Below are 21554 nucleotides of genomic sequence, written 5' to 3' on the forward strand. Positions count from 1 at the left end.
CGGTTGTGTGCTTGCATATGCGTGATTCTCGTGTTATATTGAGAAGTCCGGCTTTGTGCCGGTTTGGTTTGATAACTGAAAAGGGGACGATTGGTTTCGACGGTGATCTGTTCGCTTCGGTGAAGCATGCCGAGAATGTAGAGTCCACTCGTGATGTTCTCTGCAATTAAATTAAGTGCTAAATCTAATCGCACTGAGTTTGCCCTCGCTGCCTGATTTTAAACGTAATCAGATTTAAATCAGCGAGCTGGCGCTCCATCTGCTCTCTCGTGTCTTCGGGGAGAGGCCAGGTGTCGTAAGAAGACTTACTCATGCAGTTGAACTGCAGGACTGCGTGAGGACATTGTACTGCGGCTAGGCTCGCCATCAGTTGTCTGCGGCATTGATGGGAGCCGAAAATATGCCTTTCGGGTCAGCAGACTAAGCATGTAGAAGAACGAGGGTACGGTCACCGGACCGGGGTTCAATCCCCCGCGTCTCCACAAAGTTAAGCGCCACTCAGGAAACTGGGTGGCGCTTTTTGTTTTCGCAACCCTTTCTCCCACCCATTTTGCTGGGGGAGATACAAAACTTCCGCAATGCCAAGTATTCAAATTTTCTTTGCGTTGAAAAATAGCCGTTCTTCGTTTCGCATACCCGCCAGTTGCCGAGTTTTATATCCCCGCCAGCAAAATTGGGTGGAGGAAGCGTGTTCGAGGCTATTGACCACGCGGGTGATGCGAATATGCTGGAAACTATGGGACACGACATGCCGGTGGAAGCGGCGACACCTGAGCCAAGCGATGAAGAACAGTGGATCGCATGGTCGTTGCAACGGCTGGCGGGCTCGCCGTTCCGCGCGAAGTTCCAGCTCAGCGACGCAGACCGCGCATATGCTCGCGCAAAAGGCAAGGCGACGATCGACCGTCATGCCCACGAAATGCTGCGCGACCGCGTTGGCGCGGCATACCCGAAGAAAGACGGCAAGCAAACACCGTGGAAAGGGCATCCGGTGTTCACCGCCCAACATGCGACGGCCACATGCTGCCGAGGTTGCATCATGCGCTGGCATCATATTCCCAAAGGGCAACCGCTCACCGAAGCGCAAATAGATCGTCTTGCCGCGCTCGTCATGGCATGGATCGAGCGCGATCTTCGCAGGCACCCCGAACAAGGCGAATTGAATGTGGATCCCGCCGTTCCCACGCCTTCTACGCCGAAACGCAAAGCTCATGCGAAAGAAAATCTAGCAGAGAACGTGATGGATCCCCTGTTCTGAAGCCCGATACTGCATGTCAACGATCGCGTGGGGCATGATGGTTGCGTAATATGTGCTGTATCAGGCATTGATGTAGTATGACAGTATCCGCGTTTCCTGTGTTTTCACGGGAAAGAAGTACGGGAATTGGGTGGCGGCCGGCAAACGGTCGCCACCCAATTGCTTATCCATGCGTATCGTATTCTGCTATGCCGGCAGACATGTTCGAGTGGAACTCATGCACGCAACATATCCGTGGCTGAGTCTGCTCGACGGCACTATCTACTCTTCTTCTGCCGAATCCGGTATGTGATTATTTACCACGGGACTCAGATGCCGAGTTCCTCAGTGTCAAACAGAATCGTCACCGGACCGTCGTTCGTGAGTGAAACGTTCATATGCGCGCCGAAGCGCCCGGTTTTGACCTCCAGTCCCTGCGCACGCAACGCCTCATTGAACTCCTCCCACACGCGTTGCGCATGGTCGGGTTTACCCGCTCCCACGAAACTGGGGCGATTGCCTTTGCGCACGTTGCCATACAACGTGAACTGAGAAATCGACAGCACCGCGCCGCCGACATCGTGAATCGACAGGTTCATTTTGCCGTGCTCGTCTTCGAACACGCGCAGATTCGCGATCTTATGTGCGAGCCAATCAATCTGCGTCTTGCCGTCGTTGTCACTCACCCCCACGAGCAACATGTAGCCAATGCCGATCGATTGCGGGGCGAACGTCGTGTCAAGCTCGCCGGTCTCCTCGTCGACGACGTTGACCGACGCCTCGCTTACTTTCTGCAGAACGATTCTCATAGTTGCAATATAAAACGTCAGCTGGAGGAATACTCGCACAAAATACATGTGTCTCGCACTCCGCACATGCGGAACGCGAGACACATTGGAAATCACGCCACAACCAGCGGAATCACTTGCCGATCTGCGCGAGGTAATCGGTGATCTGAGCCGGGTAGGTAGGCCATGCGCCGTTTTGCGTGCACACGAACGCGGCGGTGTTGACGGCGGCGCGGTGAGCGAGACCGAGCGAATCACCGGCGAGAATGCGGCCGGTGAACGTGCCGGAGAACGAGTCGCCGGCGCCAACGGTGTCGACCACGGTGACGTGTGGCGTGGCCAGCGTGGAGACTTCACCGTCGTTCGACATGATCGTCGAGAACGTGGCGCCACCGGTCAGAATAAGGTAACGCAGGTTGAACTGGTCGATGAACCACTTGCAGGCTTCCTCATCGGAGGTGTTTTCGATGCCGAACATGCCGCGCAGCAGCAGAAGCTCTTCGTCGTTGATCTTGAAGACGTTCGCATAGCCGAGCATCTCTTCGATGAGTTCCTTCGAATACATGTCGCCACGCAGGTTCACGTCGAAGAACTTGAGCGCGCCTTCCTTGGCGTGCTTGAGCAGCTCGATGATCGTGTCGTGCGATTCGGGGGAGCGCAGTGCGAGCGTGCCGAAGCAGATGGCGTCGGCCTGCTCGACGATGTCGATGAGCTGACGTGTGTATGAGATGTGATCCCAGGCCACGTTCTCGACGATCGTGTATTCCGGAATGCCGTTCTTGAGCGCGACCTCGACGGTACCGGTCGGCCATGCGTTGCGCTGCAGCACGGCATGGATGCCGACCTTTTCGGCTGCGATGGCGAGCTCGTCACCCAGATCGTCTTCGCCGACGGCGCTGATCGAATAGGCTTCCGCGCCGTTGTTCATCGCGTGGTATGCGAAGTTGACCGGTGCGCCGCCCGCGCGCTTGCCGGTTGGGAGCATGTCCCAGAGAATCTCGCCGAGGGAGACAACGATTGGCTTTGACATGATGTCGCCTTTCTTCTTTGTTATGTTGCGTTTTGCTAACAGTTTGTGATTATTGATTGCGTGGGTTCTGCCGCGGTTTATGTGGCCGTGGCAAAGAACTTGGAGGGGTGATCGAGAATGTGCATGATCGCCACGGCCGCAGCGCCCGTCACCGCCGCGTCGGTCGGCAGACCAGACAGTTCGATGGTGGTGGAGTTCGCGATTTCCGGCAGCACACGTTCTGCAACGACTTCGCGCACGCGTTCCAGCAGTGGCGTGCCGGCCTGTGCCACGATGTCGCCGATCACGATGCGCGACGGGTTGAACGCGTTGCATATCGTCACGCACCCGTAGCCCACATATGTGCCGATGCGTTCGACGAGTTCCTTCGCCCGTTCATCGCCGGCTTCCGCGCGCTCGAACAATGCGGCGCAAGCTTCATTGTGCGTGAGATCAGCGGAGTTCGGGACAATCGCTTCGCTGCCGGTGCCGCTGCCTAGCTCGTTGAGCGTGTCGTGGATGGCAACGGCGGAGCAATACCGCTCAAGGCAGCCGACGTTACCGCATTCGCATGGTCGGCCGTTCACGTCGATGCTCACATGACCGATTTCGGTGGCCGAACCAAGCGCGCCGTCGATGACGTTGCCGTGGTCGATGACGCCCAAGCCAATGCCTTCGCCGAGCAGATAGTAGGCGAGGCTGTCGTCCTGCGTATGCGCGAACAAATACTGCGCGAGCACGCCGGCACGCGCATCTTGTTCGATGATGACCGGCACGTCGAACGCGTGCTCGAACTCGTTCCTGAAGTTGACTTCACGCCACTGCTGCATGGATGATACGACCGCCGTGTGCCCGATGTTCTTGAGATATGGCCCAGGCACAGCGATGCCGATGGCCATGATCTTGGGGAATTTGCGCAGAATCGAATGGATGAGTGTGCGCACTGATTCCACTGCGTCGGCCGGGGTGGGGTAGTCGGTCGCCTGATCGACCCAAATGGATTTTGAGTTGCCCGCGAGATCGAACAGGCCGATTTGAATGAGGCTGCGCGCGAATTTGACGCCGAGCACCTGATGCTGCTCGGTGTTGACGGCAAGTCCGATGGAGCGGCGCTTGCTCCGACCTTTCAAAGAGCCGGTTTCGGTGATGGCGCCGCTGTCGAGAAGATGATTGCTTATTTTGCTGAGCGCGGCCGGTGTCAGATGCAGGGCTTTCGCTACTTGTGCGCGTGAGACGACATCGTGATGATAGATGTATTGCAGCACTCGCGCGCGGTTGTATTCGGAGGTATTCTGTTGCTCGGTGTTGTTCTGCGAGTTCATGACACCTCCTTTGGCGCTGTGTGCTGCACATCTCTGTGTTAACGATGTTTATATATTAACGCTGTTAATCAATAACGCAAAAACGACACGCCGTTAATGTGCGCGGACATGCATGGAGACATACATAGGGGTCGGGTGGAACCGTAATAACGGTTCGCCGACCCCTATGCGGTGGCAGTGGTTGTGTTGTCGTTGATTACCGCTGCCTACTTCAGATGGATGCTCTCGTTGAGCTCTACATCCATGCCGGCTTGTCGCCGTCGGTGCCGGGCTTGTCAAGACCGATGGACTCGTGCACTTCGTCGGCCGGGTTGAGCAGCAGCTTGACGACTTCGGCGGCCACGGACTTGCGCGATACTTCGGTGCCGCGGAACGGTTCGTTCTTCGTGGTGATTTCGAAGTCCACCTCGTCCTTGTTGGTGAGCCATGCCGGGCGGATGACCGTGTAATCGAGGTCGCTGCCTTCGATGACGTCGGCGGCCTTGCGGTAGTTGACGAGGTAGTCGCCGAGAATCTTGGTGTTCCACTCGCCGAACTTGCCCGGAACCTCGTTGTAGATGCCGATCGACGAGATCCAGATGAGGCGCTTGATGCCTGCCTTGTCCATCATGGCGACGACGGTCTTGGCCATCGATACGATGTCGGCGATGCCTTTGCCGCCGGCGGCGAGGTTCGCGTATACCGCATCGGCGTCCTTGATGGCGGCGAACACGTCATCCGGGTTCTTTGCGTCGCCTGTGACGATGGTCACGCGGTCGTTGTTCCTGATGTCTGCGCTGAGTTTGTTCGCGGAGTGGATGAACAGCGTCAGTTCGATGTCTTCATGTTCGAGCAGCATCTGCTCCGCAATACGGGCGATGCGCCCGTTGGCACCGAGAATTGCAATTCTAGTAGTCATATGCATTACCTCACGAAATTCGTGAAATCATGCTCGAAACTGAACATGAGGCGGTGTCTCCGCCAATTTCCATGAGCCAATAGTAGACGCTGCGCTATGTGCCAGCCGAGAGTAAACAGCGGGAATTTCTGCCCCTCATATGTTGTTTCTAGGTTCTTTCCCGCAATCAATGGAAGCCCGGCTCCAATGGAATATCGGAGCCGGGCTTCCATAGAATATCGCGGAATACGACCGCAAGGCCTAGAGATGTTCGGTCACGCCGTCGCAGGTGAACTGCGCGTGCGCATCCCCCTCGGCTTTGTGCCTGAGGTATTCATGCACGTACCCTATGCGCTCGCGTGTGCTTGCGCCAAGCGGTTCGGGAAGCTCGTCGAGGGAGAACCATCCGACGGACGTGCTCTCGTCGTCGCCGACCATCGGCTCGCTGTTGCCTCCCGGCTTCACCTCGCACAGGAACAGGTGATCCATGTACCAGGTCTGGTCGCCGTTGACGTAGGTGATGATGCGGTCACCTGATTTGACGCTCACCAAGTCGGTGACGATCACGTCGACCCCCGTCTCCTCCTTGGCTTCGCGCACCACCGTGTCGGCCGGTTCCTCACCGGGCTCGTTGATGCCGGTGACGAGCGTCCACTGGCCGTTGTCGCTGCGCCGTTCAAGCAGGATCAGTCCGTCATCGCGGCGTACATAGCCGGTGACGCCCATGAGCCACAACGGCATGTGGCCGATGCGCTTGCGAAGTTCGAGAATGAATTCGGGAGTCGCCATGTCAATCGCCTCTTCTGCTCAGTCGTTGGACTTTGCGCCTTCGGCGGCCATCTGAGCCATCCAAGCCTCAACGTCGTCGATCTGCTTCGGAATGCCGGCGGAGATCCACTCCGGGCCGTTCTCCGTCATCAGCACGTCATCCTCGATGCGGATGCCGATGCCGCGGTATTCCGGCGGAATCATCAGATCGTCCTCACGGAAGTAGAGTCCAGGTTCGATTGTGAACACCATGCCCGGGCGAATCGGAGCCTCTTGGTACGACTCATAGCGAGCCTGTGCGCAATCGTGCACATCAAGTCCGAGATGATGCGCCACGCCGCAGGCGAGCCAACGGCGATGCTGCTGACCTTCGGGGGAGAGGCTCTCCTCCACGTCGACCGGCAGCAAGCCCCAATCATGCAGTCGCTCTGCGATCACGCGCATGCACGCATGGTGAATGTCGGAGTAGGTGGCACCCGGCTTGGCAGCCTCGAAACCAGCCTGCTGAGAGTCGAGCACGGCCTGGTACAGCTTCTTCTGGAAGTCGGTGAACTTGCCGTTCGTCGGGAACGTGCGTGTGATGTCGGCAGTATACAGCGAATCAACTTCCACGCCAGCGTCGATCAGCAGCAAATCGCCGTCGTTCACCGTGCCGGTGTTGCGAATCCAGTGCAGAATCGGGGCGTGCGCGCCGGAGGCGATAATCGTGTCATAGCCAACTTCGTTGCCCTCTTCGCGAGAGATCGAATTGAACGCGCCCTCAAGAATGCGCTCGGAACGCGGCTTGCCCAGCGCGCTCGGCAGTTTGCGCAGAATGTTGTCGAAGCCATGCTTCGTAGCTTCGACCGCCTTGCGAATCTCACGCACTTCGAAATCATCCTTCTCCATGCGCGCCTCGGAAGCGAATTCGTGCAGCTTGTCGTCGTGCGCGGAATTGTCTGCCGCATCAGAGAAACCGTGTTCGGAGCGCAGCTCCTCAACCATATCCGTGATCTGCGGATCAGTCTCAGAAATCACGCGCAACTGCACGGCACCTGCCTCGTTGCCGACATCTTTGCCGAGCATGTCGGCGAGCTGCGAGATATCGTGCGTCTCGATGCCGGTCATCGCCTCGAGCTCCTTCAAGCCAGCGCGCGGGCCTACCCAGTACTCGCCGTAATGCGGGTCTTTGAAGAAGTCCTGCGTGTAGTGATCCGCGCGCGGAGCCACGAACAGCATCGGCGTATGCGTGCCGTCTTCGTTCGGGTCGAGCACGAGCACCGCGCCCGCCTCGTAATCCTGACCCAAACCGGTGTAATACGAGAATGCGGAATCCGGGCGGAACGCGTAATCGCAATCGTTGTTGCGCACCTTCGGCTGACCTGCCGGAATCACCAAGCGCTCGCCGGGGAACGCCTCACTGAGTTTCTTCAGGCGCTCCGGCACGTAGCTCGCGGATTCCAGACGCTCGATCTTTGGCTCGTTGTCATCCCAGCCGGTGCTCATGAACTCAACGAACGCCTCGGACTGGGGGCGCAGAGAACGGTTGTTCACGCGGTCGCCCATCGGCTGATCCTCGCCCGGCGCGTTCGCCTGCTCGCGTGCCTCATACTCTTTGTCTTGTTCGGTGATGACTTCGCTCATCTGCCTTCCTTTCGCATGATTGTGCAACTTGCAACTACTGTCTTCTATCATCGCGCGGCGTTTGGCATTCCCGTTCCTCTGTGAGCTTCCTCGGCGCGGCAGCGCGGCACTTGAGCAAACGGCGGTATGCGTGGCGTGTGATGCTGCACATCATCGTAGTCGGCGGGTGTCACGCGAAGACACGCGCGCGGTGAGCTACGTGTGTTTCGGAACTGCATCGTTGCTTATGAATACGCATAGATACGCATAGAGGATAGCGGTGTTGTGGCGTGCACGTTTGCGCATAGAATGGAACACGGTTTGCAATTTGTAGTGCGCGGATGATCAGCGCAGAAAACGGGGTATGAGGTTTTATGGCAGACGCACAGCTCACCATTCACGATGTCGAGCGCGACATCATGAGCCGTCCATCGGAACGTAACACAACGAATCTCGATCTCAAGAGAATGAAGATGATCCTCGATTTGCTGGGCAATCCACAGGATTCGTTCCGCATCATCCACATCACCGGCACGAACGGCAAGGGATCCACGGCACGCATGGCAGAGGCGATTTGCCGTGCATATGGCATGCGCACCGGACTCTACACGTCACCGCATCTTGAGCATGTGAGCGAGCGCATCGCCATCGACGGGCAGCGTCTCTCCGACGACGACTTCGTGGAACTGTGGACGCAGGTCAAGGATTTCGTGGCGCTCGTCGATAAGAAGATGGATGAAGAGGGCTCGCCGCGCATGAGCTTCTTCGAGGTGCTCACCGCCATGGCCATCTGGAAGTTCGCCGACGCGCCGGTTGACGTGGCGATCGTCGAAGTGGGCATGGGCGGCCGCTGGGACGCGACGAACGTGCTCGATGCAGATGCCGCGGTCATCGGGCCTATCGACATGGACCACATGGCTTGGCTCGGCGACACCGTTGAGCAGATCGCGCATGAGAAGGTGGGCATCATCAAGCCGGATTGCACGGCGATCATCGGCGCCCAGCCGCACGAATTCGCCGTCATGCCGATCATCGAAGAGGCCGCGAAAGAGAATCATGCGCAGCTGATTCGCGACGGCTATGAGGCAGAAGTCGTTTCACGTGTACCGGCCGTGGGCGGGCAGATGGCCACGTTGCGCACGCCGAATGGCACGTATGCCGATGTGCCGATCGACAAATTCGGCGAGCATCAGGCGCATAACGCGCTCGCCGCACTGTGCGCCGCGGAAGTGGTGATTCCGGTGAACGGTGCGCTTGACGGCGATTTGGTTGGTGAGGCATTGAGCTCGGTGAAGATTCCGGGGCGCATCGAACAAGTGCGCACGTCGCCGACGATCATCGTCGACGGCGGCCACAACGTGAACGCGGCGGAGTCTCTGCGCGCGGCGATCGAAGAGAACTACGATTTCACCCAGCTCGTCGCGGTGGTCGCGATGATGGAAGACAAGCAGGTGGAGGAATACCTTGGTGTGCTCGAACCGATTGTCAGCGAACTGATCGTCACCGAGAACTCCTGGAAAGACCGCGTGATGCCGGCCGACGAACTGAAGAAGATAGCGGACGGCGTGTTCGGCCCAGAGCGCGTAACCGCCATTCCGTCCCTGCCCGATGCGATTCAGGAGGCCGTCAACCGTGTGGATGCCGACGATGAGCTCGGTGTCGGCTACGGTCACGGCGTGCTCATCTGTGGCAGCTTCGTGACCGCCGGCGACGCGCGTATGCTGCTCAAGGAAACGGTGAATCCGGATCTGAAGAAGTCGAAGGCGGATCGCGTGCATCAGGTGGCCGTCACCCCGGAATACCAGAAGAAGGCCGAGGAAGAGGACGCCGCAGAAATCGACTTCGAAACCGATGCGAACCCGGACTTCGACGTAGACGACGTGCTAGGCCTCAAATCCGCCGCCGCTGACGCCGCAGACAGTGACGATCAGCCATCCGCCGAAGAGTAGTCGCAATCTGGCGTTGCCTCGGCGAACAGCAGCTGTGCATGTTGTCTAACCGCTGTAGACAACATGCACAGCTGGGCAGTACTTTCATGCCATGTTGTCTAGTCACCATAGACAACATGCACAGGTGGGCAGTGTCAATCGGTCATGTTGTCTAAGAATCGTAGACAACATGACCGATTCAGCGTTGAAATCGTGCATGTTGTCGAACTGGTTTATACAACTTGGCCACGGAGGGCAGCCGGGCTGTACATGTTTCCGGACCAGCTTAGACAACTTGACTACGAAGAGACAACGGCCGCTGAGAAAACACCTAACTGTGCATGTTGTCGCTCGGAATAAGACAACATGACTGTCTCAGTCTCAGAACGTGCATGTTGTCGTTTTGAATACGACAACATGACCAAGTAAGACTGCTCATCCGTGCATGTCGTCTAACCATAGTGGACAACATGTGCAGATACGGGCGATCAAATAGTCATGTTGTCTAAGAACGGTAGACAGTATGCACAAGACACAGGCGTAGATCCAGACCTACTCAACGTCGGTAAATTAGTAGGTACTCCCGCGGTTGTCGGCGGAACCGCGGTACGGAACGCCGGCGGCCTCAAGTTTTGCGCGGAGTCGTTCGGGATTAACTACATCTGTGTATGTGAAATGCACTATCGCCGTGACGCCCTGCTCCATGAGGATTTTGTCTCGCGCCGCCTGACGTGCAACATGTTCGCTGATTTGCGAATACTCAGTACCATATTTACCCATACCGTCGTATTCGCCGACTATAACCGCGCCGTTCGGTCCGTACCACAGAAAATCTGAGCGTAACGGAGCTCGCGGATTCCGTGGGTTTACAAATTGGTGCTGAAGAATCGGCGGCATGAAGCCTGAATCAATGATCACCGCACGTGCTCGTGACTCTCCGCCATTTTCTGCTAATGGATCGGTAAATTCAATCAATCTTTGTATTCTGCTGGTGTCTTCTTTGGCTGTTACACAAATATCTCTGACTCTATCGAGATCGACACCATGTTGAACGAAAGAATCGAATAGGGGGAGCGTATGTTCAAACGCAAACTTCATGCCGCAGTCAAACAGTGTGCGCGTTGAACTAGTGACGCGAACATTGTCGATAGTTATTATTTGAGATGATTCCCAAGGTAGTCTGTGCAAGTTCTTATGGTCGTTTGTTTGTGGCGGTAACTTTGACATGATGACCAGTTCTTGTGGAGCGTAGATCCCGAACGACTGCTCCGATGGGAACATGCATGCCGCACTTTCCCTCGCGAACACCCAACTGGGATGCATTGCTTGCGCAGTGATGACCATATGCTGCATTTGAGCGCGTGGATCGAGACTCTTCCAGTACTCGGCTCGCGCGTACATGCGGTAGTACGGTCTCACCAGAACTCCGTTGATGTATAGTCTGCGCAGGATTCTGCTGTCGTTGCTGTTGCGTGCAACGGTGCAGCGCTGGTGTGCTTCGTCAGCTGCGAACTGCCTGCTTAATCTGTCTATGATTCTCATGCAAGTACCGTATATGATTCGGTAGCGGAGTGATAGCTTCGGAAGAAAATAGTGGATAACTAGGGCGTTTTGAAGGGAAATGTGGATAACTCAGTACTAATTCACATTGGAAAAGTATCGTTGTGGAGAGGATGAAGGGGTATACGCACAATCATTGTATGCATGTCGTATGGCCCGCATGCATGTTGTGCCACCGGTGCTATCTAGCAGCTATGTGTGTTGCCATGTGCATGTTGTCTATGTGCGTTAGACAACATGCACGGGTAGGGACGTGTTACTGGTCATGTTGTCTAGGAAAGAAGACAACATGCACGAGGAGACGGGGCTTCACCGTCATGCTGTCTATGGAACCTATACAACTTGACTACTTCGTCTTCCATAGCTGTGCATGCCGTCCATGAGCGCTAGACAACATGCACAACTATGGATTGCGAGGTCATGTTGTCTAGTGAGTATAGACAACACGCACAGCTAGACGGCGTTAAATGACCATGTTGTCTATAGAGTAAGGATGATTTGACCGCTTTGACTGCAAAGCTGCGCATGTTGTCGAGCTGACTTAGACAACTTGACCACGGAGAGACACTTAACCGTGCATATTGTCTACAGATATTAGACAACCTGTGTATATGAGCAGTAGATGGTTATGTTGTCTATTCCTGCTAAACAACATGAGTGGGCAGAAGCTTGGTATTGGTCATGTTGTCTAGGAAGAGTGGACGATATGCGCCAGTAGACGCTGGTTTAAGGGCATGTTGTCTACGGGAGATATACGGCTTGACTGATTTTACTGCTGAAAATATGCATATCGACTAGCTGGCGTAGACAACATGCACAATGGGACGGGATCGTGATAGGAACGACATCGGTTTCATGCAGCTGGGTGGTAATGGTTGGAAGGACTGGTGGGGTGTAGTGGTTGGAAGGACTGGCACATTGCGGATATGTTGACGTAACGGACTTGGGCGGAAATGGATGATGCCTGACAACAGAGACGTTCTGTTGCCAGGCATCGATGTGAAGCAAGGGGCATGTGGCGTTACTTATTCGTCGACTCGTCTGACTGCGATGATTCCTGCTGGGCAGAGGCTGGCTTGGAATCTGCCTCAGCTACCTGCTGGGGAGCGGGCTGAGCTGCTGAATCCGCCGACTGCGACGAAGACGATGCTGGCTGCACAGGGGCTGCCGGCTTAGTTGCCTGCTCAGGCGACTTCGTAGGGGTTGCTTTTGCAGGCGTCGACTGTGCAGGCGCTGCTTTGGCCGCTGCCTCCTTCTCGGACTTGCGCTCCTGGTGGGCGGCGGCTTTGGCGGCTTTCTTCGACTCGGCTGCCTCATGCGCCTTCTGGTCGGCTGCCTTCTTGATCGCCATTTTGTCGGCATTGCCCTGCTTCTTGCCCTGCATCTTGTGACGCAGCGACTGCAGCAGACGAAGCATGCTGTAGAAGGTCTTCTTCACCGGCACGTCTCGACCCGCGGCAAGCTGGGTGGTCTCCTTGGTGAACTTCGTTTTGAACTCGTTGAGCGACTTCAATGACGGCGCGAAATCGTTGCCGATGCCCATCAGATCGAGTTTCTCGTACCCCGCCTCGCCGAGCATGCATGCCACCGAATAGAGTAGCTTATCGGGCACATGCAGACGACGCACCGAAGTGAGCATCGATGCGTAGTAGTAGACGCCGGTCTTGCCCTGCAACGTGACGAGGGACCACGCCACCACCTTGCCGTCGATGCGCGCGGCGAACACGTGGCAGTGGTTCGGGCCAAGCGCCTTGATCATGTCGGTGTAGTCGGTCATCGGCGCCGGCGTGAAACCGTCGCGCTTCGCGGTTTCGACCATGACGGCGTAGTATTCGCTGAAGTCTTTGGCTGCTTTCTCGGTTTCATCCGCGATTTCGGCGGGGCTTTCGCGCAACGCCTTACGCACGTCGCGGCGGCCGCGTCCCTTCATACGTGCGAGAATGGCGTCATCTCCGCCGGTGACGTCGAGCACGACCGTCTCGTTATATGGCACGGTGGAGAGCACTGGGAACGTGCCGTTGCTGAACCACGTGTCGATGCGCAGGAACGCCACATGCCTGTCGTGGCTCTTGACGAACGAAACGAGTGCTTTGATGACGGCTTGTTCTTGCGCTTCGGTCGGCTTCGTCTTCCAAACCGGCCCGTGCATGGCACGCAGATAGTGGTAGCCGTGGGTTTCCATGTCGATCAGCGAAATCACCGCCACGAGATTGTCGTTGCTGCGCACGAGCAACGCTCCCCATGGGCGGCGTCCCGCAATGCCCGCTTGGAAATCCTCCCAGACTTCTGTCTGCTCGATGGGAAGTTCAATGTTGTTGTTCTGCGCTTCCTGCTCCATGACGGCAGGGGAGACGCGTTCGATGGTGATCATGGAATCCTTCCAAAGACGTTAGGTGAATAACTAACTGTTCTGATTGACTAACTATTCATTGTATGCGACTGTGCGCATTGCCAGCTGAGCACGCAACGCACACGGCGCGTTACGCGAACATGCGGGAGATGATCTGCGAATCGCCCTCGTACGGCGTGTGGATGTTGCGGTTCTTGATCCAGCGCTCATCACCCTTGCCGATGAGCAGCACGATGTTGAAGCCGTCGCGGGCGCGCGCCTCTTCGACGAGATGATTCACCGCCTCCGTGCGATCATAGATAGTCTGCACGTCGAGATTCGGATTCGTCACATAGCTCGCCATCTGCGCGCAGATCTGCTCCACAGGTTCTGTGTCGGTGTCTTCGAGCGTGAGGATGATCTCGTTGACTCGGTTCTGCGCAGCTTCGATGATGCCCGAGCGGCGGTCATACGCTTTATTACCCGCCGAACCGGTGAGCAGTGTGATATATGGGTGCTGATCACCGTAGCGCTGGTCAACGAAGTCGAGCAACGCCTTGAGTGACGCGTAATTATGCGCATAGTCGACGATTGCGAGCGTATTCGAGTGAGCGTCGCGCATCTCTTCCATACGACCTGAAATACGCAGATCACTCAATGACTGCAACGCGCGCGGATCGGTGACGTCGATGCCGGCGTCGCGCGCGATCGCCACCGCCGCAGCTGCGTTCGCATAGTTGAAATCACCTTGCATGGCAAGGCTCAGCGTGCCGATCGACGCGCCGTCGACGAAGAATTCGAAGCTCGTGTGCTGATCATCGACTGGCTTGGCGGTGACGTTCGCGGCGCTGTCGTCCAGCGCAAACGTGCTCACCGGCACGTTGTGCAGAGCGGCGTCCTGCAACAGCAGATCTTCGTGGTGACTGTGCGCGCCGAGCACGAGCATGTCGGTGTTGCGAATAATCTGCCTCTTGCACCACAGATAATCTTCGAGTGTCGGGTGCTCGATCGGGCTGACGTGATCGGGGGAGATGTTGAGGAACGCTGCCACGTTGAAATGGAAATCGTAGACGCGGTTGACTTTGTATGCCTGCGAAGACACCTCCATCACCAAGTATTTCATGCCGTTATCTACTGCCTCGCGCATCATGCGCACCGCGTCGAGAGATTCCGGGGTCGTCAGATCAGACTCCACATAGTGCACGCCGTCCACGCAGTTGTCCACAGAGGAGAACAGCGCGGTCGTGTTGCCGCTCATCTCATTGATGATCGCGTGCGTGTAATACGCGGTGGTCGTTTTGCCTTTGGTGCCGGTGATGCCGATCAGTTCGAGCTCGCGATCGGGGTGGTCGTAGAACGCCAACGCGAGCACGCTCAGCGCCTTCTTGTCGTCGTCCACGATGAGACCCGGCACGTCCGTGTAGTCGCTGTAGTCCTGCGTGGCCACATATGCAGCCATGCCGAGCTCGTTCGCCTTAGCCAAATATTTCGGGTCGAAGTTGCCCTTGCACACGAGCAGCGAGCCGGGCGTCACCTTACGCGTGTCGTAGGTGATCGCGGAAAACGGGGTGTCGCTGTCGGCAACGGAGGCGGCGTCGAGAGTCCAGCCATCCGTCGTGATGATTTCATGAAGCAGATTTTCGGCGAGCAGATCATGCGCCGCGGATTGCAAAGTCAAAGACATTCGTATTCTCCTTGTTACGCTGTCTTGAGATTCTACCGTGCACCATGCATTGCGCTGCATTTTTCGCGACCTGTATATATATGGGTCGCGAAACAACGCCTGCGTACAATCTCGAACGGCGAACGAACATGTTTGCCCTCTTCACGTACAATACAGGTGTGAGCGAAACAAGCGAGACTGAACAAGAAACAATGGAAGAAAAGCGGGCGCGCTTTGAAAAGCTTGCCATGCCTGCCGTGAACGCGCTCTACCGACAGGCGATGAAATTCACGAACAATCCGGAAGACGCGCAGGATTTGGTGCAAGACACCTTCGAGCGTGGCTTCAAGGCGTTCGACACATTCAAACCAGGCTCGAATTTCGAAGCTTGGATGACGACGATTGAACGCAACGCGTTCTTCAACCAGTATGCGAAGGCGAAGCGTCGGCCGCAGCGTGCGAATGATTCGACCGGCGAATATGACGATTGGGATATTTTCGCCGCCTCCGAACACTCTTCACAAGGTCTGCGTTCCGCAGAGCAGGAGTATTTGGAAGCGTTCGCGCCGGACGAGATCATGGCCGCGCTCGACAAGCTGCCGCCGGAACGCCGTCAGGTGTTCATCGACGCGGCGATCGACGGCAAGTCGTACCAGCAGGTCGCCGACGAGCAGGGCATCAAAATCGGCACGGTGATGAGCCGTCTGAACCGCGCGCGCACGCAGCTTCGCAAGGAACTGTCGGAGTATGCGGCGGCACGCGGCTATGGCAAAGCGGCCAAAACGTCGACGCGCAGTTCGAAGCGTGGAAATAAAACCAGCGCCAAAACCGTTGAGACAAATAGTGAAACACAGCGAGCACAGACTCGCGAGAAGGAACTAGTTGGAGCTCAAGGAAAGGCGAAGCAATGAATAACGGCATGTCGCAGCCTTTGGATGAGCATGATGAGACGGCACAAAACGCAGAAGCTGGGAAGATTACCAAGTCCCGCGACAACTCTGTAGATTCTGCGAACTCTGCAAACAGTGCAGGTAGCACGCAGAGTGATGTGTGTGCGGGGGATTGTTTCGACCCGGCATCATGCTGTGATCCACGTGAACAGGTGATGATCGCCGCGATGAAGGCGTATCTGCGGCCGGAGGAAGCACCGGAATGCTTGTATGAGAAGCTGAAGCTCACGCTTGATAGATGCTGTGGTGAAATGATCACCGAGCATACGGTGATCACCTCGCATACGATTATTCATCATCGCCATCGCGAAGATCTGAACTAGATCGCAGACTTCAGAAAAATCTATAGAAATATAGAGATAGAGAAATACAGAAGAGCCCCGCAGAATATTCTGCGGGGCTCTTCTCACAGCTGCTCAGGCATTTGGCCTTTTGCCGTGGTTTGCTGCCTTTTTACGGCGAGCCTTACGCTTACGTCCGCGCATACCCATAAGGGACTCCTTTTCTAAAGCCGTCATGTGCCTTCTGCATTATCGCATGTCGCGAAGACGTGCGAGTCACTGACACAATCACCATACTGTACTGGCGGCAACGGACTTGTTCTCTTTTGCGACCATATATATTGGTCGCAAAGTGCAGGTCAGAGCACGCGGTAGGTGATCGTGGTGTGCGCAGTGCCTCCCGGAGCGATCTCAATCAGATCGGTTTTCGTGTTGAACGCGTTCGCATATGCGGTCTGCGGTTCGACTGCAACGCCGGCCGGATGAATCGCCTCAGGGAAGCCTGTGCCGGTGCACACTTGGAACGACGTGATGCTCTCGTCGCCGATAATCGCCACGCGACGTCCGTCAGGGCGAGTGAACACGGCGGTCACCGTGCCATCAGCGGCGTGAGTCAAGCCGGTCAGTGCATCGTCGTACGGCTGCTCGTTGAGCAGGCGTTCCTTGCGGAAGTCGAACTTCGTGCCGTCAACGGGCTCGGTGCCGGTGGGAACCAGGTTCTCGTTGGCCAGCACATGCACGTTCGCCGGAATCTCAAGAGAGCAGCGGGCGGTGACGGCATCGATCGCGTCACCGTGCGCGTCCTCGCCATTGGCGAACCACGGGTGCAAAGCCAGCGCCCACGGAGCAGGTCCGGTGCCGTGGTTGTGGGCGTCGCAGCTGATGTGCAAACCGTTGTCGTCAAGCGTGTAGGTCATGAACACGATGAGCGAGAACGGGTAGCCGGGCATGAGCGGCACGCGCCAGCTCAGCGTGACGCTGCTCTCGGTGAGTTTCTCAAGAGTCCAGTAATAGTTCATGCCGAATCCGTGAATCGCATTGTCGCGTTCCGGCTCATTGATCGGCAGCTGGTAGTGCTGGCCGTCGAAATCATATTCGCCATGTGCCAAACGGTTCGGGAACGGGATGAGCGGGCGCCCCTCGCAGCATGGCACGATGTCGTCGGGACCAAGCGCCACCGTCACATCGCTGCCTTGGTAACGGAACACGCGCAGTGTGGCGCCGAGTTCGGTGATCACAGCGCTGTAGTCACCGTGTGAAATCGAGAATTGCTGACCTGTGCGCGGCAAATCGAGAGTCATACATACTCCAGTCATCAAAAGAAACCTCAATGCCCAACGTCGAGCATCCGTTTCATTGTATGCCAGCGTGTGCGCCAACGGTTGCGGAGCGCGGCGCAATGAGGCGGCCGCAATAGTGGCGTTCGGTTATGATGTAACAGATTGGAAAGGCTCCTGATGGCAAAACGTATTATTCTGGCGAATCCGCGCGGATTCTGCGCCGGTGTGGATCGTGCGATCCAGTCGGTGCAGACCATTCTGAACACGGCACAATCGCGTGAAGACGGGCTGCCGCCGGTGTATGTGCGCAGGCAGATCGTGCATAACAAGCACGTGGTCGACGAACTGTCTCGCCAAGGTGCGGTGTTCGTTGACGAACTTTCGCAGATTCCACCTGAAGCCGCCGCAGCAGGAATTCCGGTGGTGTTCTCGGCACACGGCGTGTCTCCGCAAGTGGTCAAGGAGGCACAGGAACTGGGCATGAGCGTCGTAGATGCCAGCTGCCCGCTCGTGAGCAAAGTGCATCGCGAAGTGCTGAGATTCGTGCGCGAAGGCTATGAAATCGTATACATCGGGCATCGCGGGCACGATGAAGCGGTTGGTGTGATTGGCGAATCGCCGGAGCACGTGCATTTGATCGAACATGAGGGAGACGTTGATGATCTCGACTTCTCTTCGGATACCAAACTTGTGCTGCTCACACAGACCACGTTGAGCGTCGACGAGACTGCGGGCACGATCGCCGCACTGCAACGACGCTTCCCGTGGATCGAACTGCCACCGAGCTCAGACATCTGCTACGCGACGTCGAACAGGCAGGCCGCCGTCAAACTCGTTGCCGAACAATCGGATTGCGTGATCATCGTCGGCTCCGCGAACTCTTCGAATTCCGTGCGACTGATGGAAGTGGCGAACGAGGCGCTCGCAGGCAGGGGGAGTGCGCATCGCGTCGACGACGCCGGCGAACTCGACCCCGCATGGCTGGACGGCGTACAGACCGTGGGCGTGTCTTCCGGCGCATCGGTGCCCGACACGCTTGTGCAGGGGCTCGTGGAAGCTCTGCAAGGTTACGGATTCACCGAAGTGGACAGCGTGACGACAATAGAGGAAAACATGCACTTCGTGCTGCCCGCCGCATTGCGCAAAAACAGTGAGTTTGGGCTGCTGACCGGGTATTTCGCTTACAAGGCGACATTAGTGACTATATAGGCATATATGGGGGTTGATTTTCCAACGATTTTCCGATGTGATACCTCGCAGATGCCCCACTAATGTCGCCTCGTAAGCGAGAAGCGTTCCGCCGACGTCACATATTGTTTTCCCGATGATTAATATGACTTCTTCTGCGTGGCTATCGGCGCGGTCGTTGCATTGAGCACTGCCAGCAGATCGTGCGGATTGACTCCCAGGCTGAGTCCGCGCTTGCCTCCGGAGACGAGAATCTCATCGAAATTCAACGCCGACTCGTCGAGCACGGTTTTGTGATGGGTTTTCTGGCCGAGTGGAGAGATGCCGCCAACCACATAGCCGCTTTCACGCATCGCGACTTTCGGATCGGCCATTTCCGCTTTCTTGGCGCCTACGGCATGAGCCAGTTCCTTGAGGCTCATATGGCCATTGACCGGCACCACGCCGATCACACGTTCATCGCCGGTGTCGGCCATCAGCGTTTTGAACACCTGCGCTTCGTCGTAGCCGAGTTTCTTCGCAGCTTCAAGCCCGTAGCCTTCATCGCTGGCCTCGTGCACATATTCATGCAGGGTGAATGGGATATTGGCGTCTTCGAGTTGGCGAATGGCTGGCGTGGCCGCGCTTTTCTTCTTCTTACCCATGGTTGCCAGTATAGAATGCTGCCTTCATGCTGTTTGTCGAGCATCATAAAACAGTGAGCTGATGCATGTGATGCAGCAAACACATGAAGAGATATGACAATATGAACAATATGAAAAGGGTCCGAACCACCAGGTCCGAACCCTTTACATTCAGCTTTTCAGCTAATCAGCTCACTCGGAGATCTCAGCGAAGTACTCGAGCGTGCGCACCATGTTGGAGGTGAAGCCATACTCGTTGTCGTAGAAGGCAACGGTACGAGCCATGGTCACGCCGTCAACGGAGTTGACGTCGGTCTGCGTCGGATCGAAGACGCCACCGTGGGTGTCGCCAACGATATCGCCGGAGACGATGCCCTCATCGTTGTAGCCGTAGTAAGCGCAATCAGCGAACGCATCCTTGAATGCGGCGTTGATCTCGTCGGTGGTAGCCGGCTTGTCGAGCACGGTGAAGAGCTCGGTGATGGAGCCATCCGGAACCTGAACACGCTGAGCGTGGCCCTGGAGCTTGCCGTTGACCTCAGGAACGACCTTGCCAATAGCCTTGGCAGCGCCGGTCGAATGAGGAATCGTGTTGATGGCGGCAGCGCGCAGAGCACGGCCTTCCTTGTTGCCACGAGGGCCGTCAAGGATCATCTGGGTGCCGGTGTAGGCGTGGATCGTGGTCATGAAGCCGGTCTTGATGCCCCACTTGTCGTTGAGCAGCTTGACCATTGCAGCCATCGAGTTGGTGGTGCAGGAGCCGGCGGACACGATGTTGTCGTCCTTCTTCAGAATGTCGTGGTTCACGCCGAAGACGACGGTCGGGGTGGTCTCATCCTTGGCAGGAGCGGAGATCAGGACCTTCTTGGCGCCTGCATCGAGGTGAGCCTGGGACTTCTCAGCGGAGGTGTAGAAGCCGGTGCACTCGAGCACGAACTCAACGCCGTCGTTAGCAACCCACTTGAGGTCGCGAGCGTCGCGCTCAGCATAGACCGGGTATTCCTTGCCGTCAACGACGATGGCGTTGTCGGTGGCCTTGACGTCAACCGGGGTGCTGTCAACGTGCTTGAACACACCGTGGGTGCTGTCGTACTTGAGCAGATAAGCCAGAGCGGACGGCGACGTCAGATCGTTGATAGCGGTGACCTCGATGTCGGCAGCTTCGCCGCCCTTCTCCTGCAGTTCGAAAATGCGGCGGAAGGCGAGACGACCAATACGACCGAAGCCGTTGATACCAATCTTTACTGTCATGTAGTTCTCCCTTTGGGAACAGCCAGCGAATGTTCGCACCCGCTGGCTTGGTTAACCAACACCGTTTATTCTAGTGGCGTTGTTTGACTTCACGCGTTTGTTCGCGTGCCGTGAGACGTTGGAATTCCTTGCGAACGTATGCATTCGAGAATTTGAGACAACACTCGGTGCGTCAACGGTGAGACAGCGCGCTGCTGACCGATGTGGAGGGCTCGCCAAGCGAACCATGCGGCTGTGCTCCGGTCAGGCGGGGCAGCGGCGACGTGTCGTCAAACACGATCGTGAGCATGCCGTGCGCCACCGAAATGCTGGCTTCGAGCGAATCCACGAACTCGTTGCTCAGACCATTGACTTGCAGATTATTGAGCTGCGCATCGTTGAGCTCATACTTCAGCCCGCGTTCACACACTCCCGTGGCGGTGTCGGTGTGCGCGAACACCGACACGTATTGCGTGCGCGAGACTTCATGTGTGGGGAAGGTGAGCGTGGAGTCATGAATCGCCGTGACGATCTGCCCGTTGCCGTGCAAATAGGCGATGCCGCCATGCGAGGCGACGAGTGCGAGCTGCTGAATATTCGAGATCGTATGATCCACGCGGCCGCCGAGTCCGCCGTAGATGTGGAATTCGCGCGCGCCATTGTTCCAGCCGACTTTCAGTGCGGAGAGCAAATCTGGATCGTCTTTCTCAGGCGGCAACGCCACCGTTTCGGCGTCGATGTGCTGCCGTGTTTCTTCGGTCGAGTCGAAGTCTCCGACGACCACGTTGACGTGCACGCCGAGCTCGCGCGCGTGGTCATAACCGCCGTCTGCAGCTACCACGAACGCGTCGCCAGGCAGATAATACGGCGAATCGTAATATTCTCCCGCGCCGAACACCACACAGGTCGTGTATGCCAT

General features: G+C 56.8%; 17 protein-coding genes, 1 other RNA gene and 2 pseudogenes. 6 read left to right on the forward strand and 14 right to left on the reverse strand.

The window, feature by feature from the left end; translation table 11 throughout:
* Positions 1-82 precede the first annotated feature (82 nt).
* Positions 83-485, forward strand: a transfer-messenger RNA (tmRNA) gene (gene ssrA, locus GSD1FS_RS00430).
* Positions 486-748: 263 nt separating this feature from the next.
* Positions 749-1147, forward strand: a pseudogene (locus tag GSD1FS_RS00435) (DUF4186 domain-containing protein); the annotation flags it as partial.
* A gap of 419 nt (positions 1148-1566) precedes the next feature.
* Here GSD1FS_RS00435 and dtd read toward each other — a convergent pair.
* From dtd to GSD1FS_RS00465, 6 genes are all read right to left on the reverse strand, one after another.
* The gene (gene dtd / locus GSD1FS_RS00440) at positions 1567-2046 is read right to left on the reverse strand and encodes a D-aminoacyl-tRNA deacylase (RefSeq protein WP_155587905.1); all 480 of its coding nucleotides are present in this window, start codon (positions 2044-2046) and stop codon (positions 1567-1569) included.
* Between the two features lie 112 nt (positions 2047-2158).
* Positions 2159-3055: a carbohydrate kinase family protein gene (locus GSD1FS_RS00445; protein WP_155587906.1), complete on the reverse strand. Its 897-nt coding sequence runs from the start codon at positions 3053-3055 to the stop codon at positions 2159-2161.
* Positions 3056-3132: 77 nt separating this feature from the next.
* Positions 3133-4356, reverse strand: coding sequence for an ROK family transcriptional regulator (locus tag GSD1FS_RS00450; protein WP_155587907.1), 1224 nt, complete (start codon positions 4354-4356; stop codon positions 3133-3135).
* A 235-nt stretch (positions 4357-4591) separates the two neighbouring features.
* Entirely contained in the window at positions 4592-5254 is a 663-nt protein-coding gene (locus tag GSD1FS_RS00455; protein ID WP_155587908.1) for an NAD(P)H-binding protein, read from the reverse strand.
* Between the two features lie 240 nt (positions 5255-5494).
* Positions 5495-6022 carry an NUDIX hydrolase gene (locus GSD1FS_RS00460; RefSeq protein WP_155587909.1) on the reverse strand — a complete coding sequence of 176 codons (528 nt, stop codon included), beginning with the start codon at positions 6020-6022 and terminating at the stop codon, positions 5495-5497.
* An 18-nt stretch (positions 6023-6040) separates the two neighbouring features.
* Entirely contained in the window at positions 6041-7624 is a 1584-nt protein-coding gene (locus GSD1FS_RS00465) for an aminopeptidase P family protein (protein ID WP_155587910.1), read from the reverse strand.
* A gap of 353 nt (positions 7625-7977) precedes the next feature.
* Between GSD1FS_RS00465 and GSD1FS_RS00470 the strand changes: the two genes are divergently transcribed.
* The gene (locus GSD1FS_RS00470) at positions 7978-9552 is read left to right on the forward strand and encodes a bifunctional folylpolyglutamate synthase/dihydrofolate synthase (protein WP_155587911.1); all 1575 of its coding nucleotides are present in this window, start codon (positions 7978-7980) and stop codon (positions 9550-9552) included.
* 549 nt (positions 9553-10101) lie between these two features.
* Here the strand turns inward: GSD1FS_RS00470 and GSD1FS_RS00475 are convergent.
* The 3 genes and pseudogenes from GSD1FS_RS00475 to GSD1FS_RS00485 form a co-directional block, all read right to left on the reverse strand.
* Complete coding sequence (locus GSD1FS_RS00475) at positions 10102-11073, reverse strand: hypothetical protein (RefSeq protein ID WP_155587912.1); 972 nt, start codon at positions 11071-11073, stop codon at positions 10102-10104.
* Between the two features lie 1396 nt (positions 11074-12469).
* Positions 12470-13462: pseudogene (locus tag GSD1FS_RS00480) on the reverse strand (lipid II:glycine glycyltransferase FemX); the annotation flags it as partial.
* 109 nt (positions 13463-13571) lie between these two features.
* Positions 13572-15104, reverse strand: coding sequence for a UDP-N-acetylmuramoyl-L-alanyl-D-glutamate--2,6-diaminopimelate ligase (locus GSD1FS_RS00485; protein WP_155587914.1), 1533 nt, complete (start codon positions 15102-15104; stop codon positions 13572-13574).
* Positions 15105-15295: 191 nt separating this feature from the next.
* Between GSD1FS_RS00485 and GSD1FS_RS00490 the strand changes: the two genes are divergently transcribed.
* Both GSD1FS_RS00490 and GSD1FS_RS00495 read left to right on the forward strand, forming a co-directional pair.
* Positions 15296-15994 (forward strand): sigma-70 family RNA polymerase sigma factor, encoded by a 699-nt coding sequence (locus GSD1FS_RS00490; protein WP_155588199.1) that lies wholly within the window; start codon positions 15296-15298, stop codon positions 15992-15994.
* Positions 15991-16356, forward strand: a complete 366-nt coding sequence (locus tag GSD1FS_RS00495; protein WP_155587915.1) for a hypothetical protein — start codon at positions 15991-15993, stop codon at positions 16354-16356. Before GSD1FS_RS00490 ends, GSD1FS_RS00495 begins: the two co-directional genes overlap by 4 nt.
* Before the next feature lie 93 nt (positions 16357-16449).
* On the opposite strand, the gene GSD1FS_RS10310 is transcribed toward GSD1FS_RS00495, so the two are convergent.
* Together GSD1FS_RS10310 and GSD1FS_RS00500 are read right to left on the reverse strand one after the other, a co-directional pair.
* A complete protein-coding gene (locus GSD1FS_RS10310) occupies positions 16450-16524 on the reverse strand; it encodes a 50S ribosomal protein bL37 (protein WP_369803150.1) in 75 nt (24 codons plus the stop codon).
* A gap of 149 nt (positions 16525-16673) precedes the next feature.
* Positions 16674-17615: an aldose 1-epimerase family protein gene (locus GSD1FS_RS00500; RefSeq protein ID WP_155587916.1), complete on the reverse strand. Its 942-nt coding sequence runs from the start codon at positions 17613-17615 to the stop codon at positions 16674-16676.
* Between the two features lie 156 nt (positions 17616-17771).
* Here GSD1FS_RS00500 and GSD1FS_RS00505 point away from each other — a divergent pair, with 156 nt between their 5' ends.
* Positions 17772-18803 (forward strand): 4-hydroxy-3-methylbut-2-enyl diphosphate reductase, encoded by a 1032-nt coding sequence (locus GSD1FS_RS00505; protein WP_155587917.1) that lies wholly within the window; start codon positions 17772-17774, stop codon positions 18801-18803.
* Between the two features lie 119 nt (positions 18804-18922).
* Here the strand turns inward: GSD1FS_RS00505 and ybaK are convergent, their stop codons facing one another.
* The 3 genes from ybaK to GSD1FS_RS00520 form a co-directional block, all read right to left on the reverse strand.
* The gene (gene ybaK / locus GSD1FS_RS00510; RefSeq protein ID WP_155587918.1) at positions 18923-19426 is read right to left on the reverse strand and encodes a Cys-tRNA(Pro) deacylase; all 504 of its coding nucleotides are present in this window, start codon (positions 19424-19426) and stop codon (positions 18923-18925) included.
* A 171-nt stretch (positions 19427-19597) separates the two neighbouring features.
* Positions 19598-20656, reverse strand: coding sequence for a type I glyceraldehyde-3-phosphate dehydrogenase (gene gap, locus GSD1FS_RS00515; RefSeq protein ID WP_155587919.1), 1059 nt, complete (start codon positions 20654-20656; stop codon positions 19598-19600).
* 172 nt (positions 20657-20828) lie between these two features.
* Entirely contained in the window at positions 20829-21554 is a 726-nt protein-coding gene (locus GSD1FS_RS00520) for a thiamine diphosphokinase (protein WP_155587920.1), read from the reverse strand.

Origin of the sequence: Bifidobacterium canis (assembly GCF_009727065.1) — a bacterium.
Lineage (GTDB): Bacteria > Actinomycetota > Actinomycetes > Actinomycetales > Bifidobacteriaceae > Bifidobacterium > Bifidobacterium canis.

What these genes read in the sequence shown, in the direction of transcription:
- dtd (WP_155587905.1), bottom strand. Translation starts at nt 2,046, where the DNA reads ATGAGAATCGTTCTGCAGAAAGTAAGCGAGGCGTCGGTCAACGTCGTC.
- GSD1FS_RS00445 (WP_155587906.1), bottom strand. Translation starts at nt 3,055, where the DNA reads ATGTCAAAGCCAATCGTTGTCTCCCTCGGCGAGATTCTCTGGGACATG.
- GSD1FS_RS00450 (WP_155587907.1), bottom strand. Translation starts at nt 4,356, where the DNA reads ATGAACTCGCAGAACAACACCGAGCAACAGAATACCTCCGAATACAAC.
- GSD1FS_RS00455 (WP_155587908.1), bottom strand. Translation starts at nt 5,254, where the DNA reads ATGACTACTAGAATTGCAATTCTCGGTGCCAACGGGCGCATCGCCCGT.
- GSD1FS_RS00460 (WP_155587909.1), bottom strand. Translation starts at nt 6,022, where the DNA reads ATGGCGACTCCCGAATTCATTCTCGAACTTCGCAAGCGCATCGGCCAC.
- GSD1FS_RS00465 (WP_155587910.1), bottom strand. Translation starts at nt 7,624, where the DNA reads ATGAGCGAAGTCATCACCGAACAAGACAAAGAGTATGAGGCACGCGAG.
- GSD1FS_RS00470 (WP_155587911.1), top strand. Translation starts at nt 7,978, where the DNA reads ATGGCAGACGCACAGCTCACCATTCACGATGTCGAGCGCGACATCATG.
- GSD1FS_RS00475 (WP_155587912.1), bottom strand. Translation starts at nt 11,073, where the DNA reads ATGAGAATCATAGACAGATTAAGCAGGCAGTTCGCAGCTGACGAAGCA.
- GSD1FS_RS00485 (WP_155587914.1), bottom strand. Translation starts at nt 15,104, where the DNA reads ATGTCTTTGACTTTGCAATCCGCGGCGCATGATCTGCTCGCCGAAAAT.
- GSD1FS_RS00490 (WP_155588199.1), top strand. Translation starts at nt 15,296, where the DNA reads ATGGAAGAAAAGCGGGCGCGCTTTGAAAAGCTTGCCATGCCTGCCGTG.
- GSD1FS_RS00495 (WP_155587915.1), top strand. Translation starts at nt 15,991, where the DNA reads ATGAATAACGGCATGTCGCAGCCTTTGGATGAGCATGATGAGACGGCA.
- GSD1FS_RS00500 (WP_155587916.1), bottom strand. Translation starts at nt 17,615, where the DNA reads ATGACTCTCGATTTGCCGCGCACAGGTCAGCAATTCTCGATTTCACAC.
- GSD1FS_RS00505 (WP_155587917.1), top strand. Translation starts at nt 17,772, where the DNA reads ATGGCAAAACGTATTATTCTGGCGAATCCGCGCGGATTCTGCGCCGGT.
- ybaK (WP_155587918.1), bottom strand. Translation starts at nt 19,426, where the DNA reads ATGGGTAAGAAGAAGAAAAGCGCGGCCACGCCAGCCATTCGCCAACTC.
- gap (WP_155587919.1), bottom strand. Translation starts at nt 20,656, where the DNA reads ATGACAGTAAAGATTGGTATCAACGGCTTCGGTCGTATTGGTCGTCTC.
- GSD1FS_RS00520 (WP_155587920.1), bottom strand. Translation starts at nt 21,554, where the DNA reads ATGGCATACACGACCTGTGTGGTGTTCGGCGCGGGAGAATATTACGAT.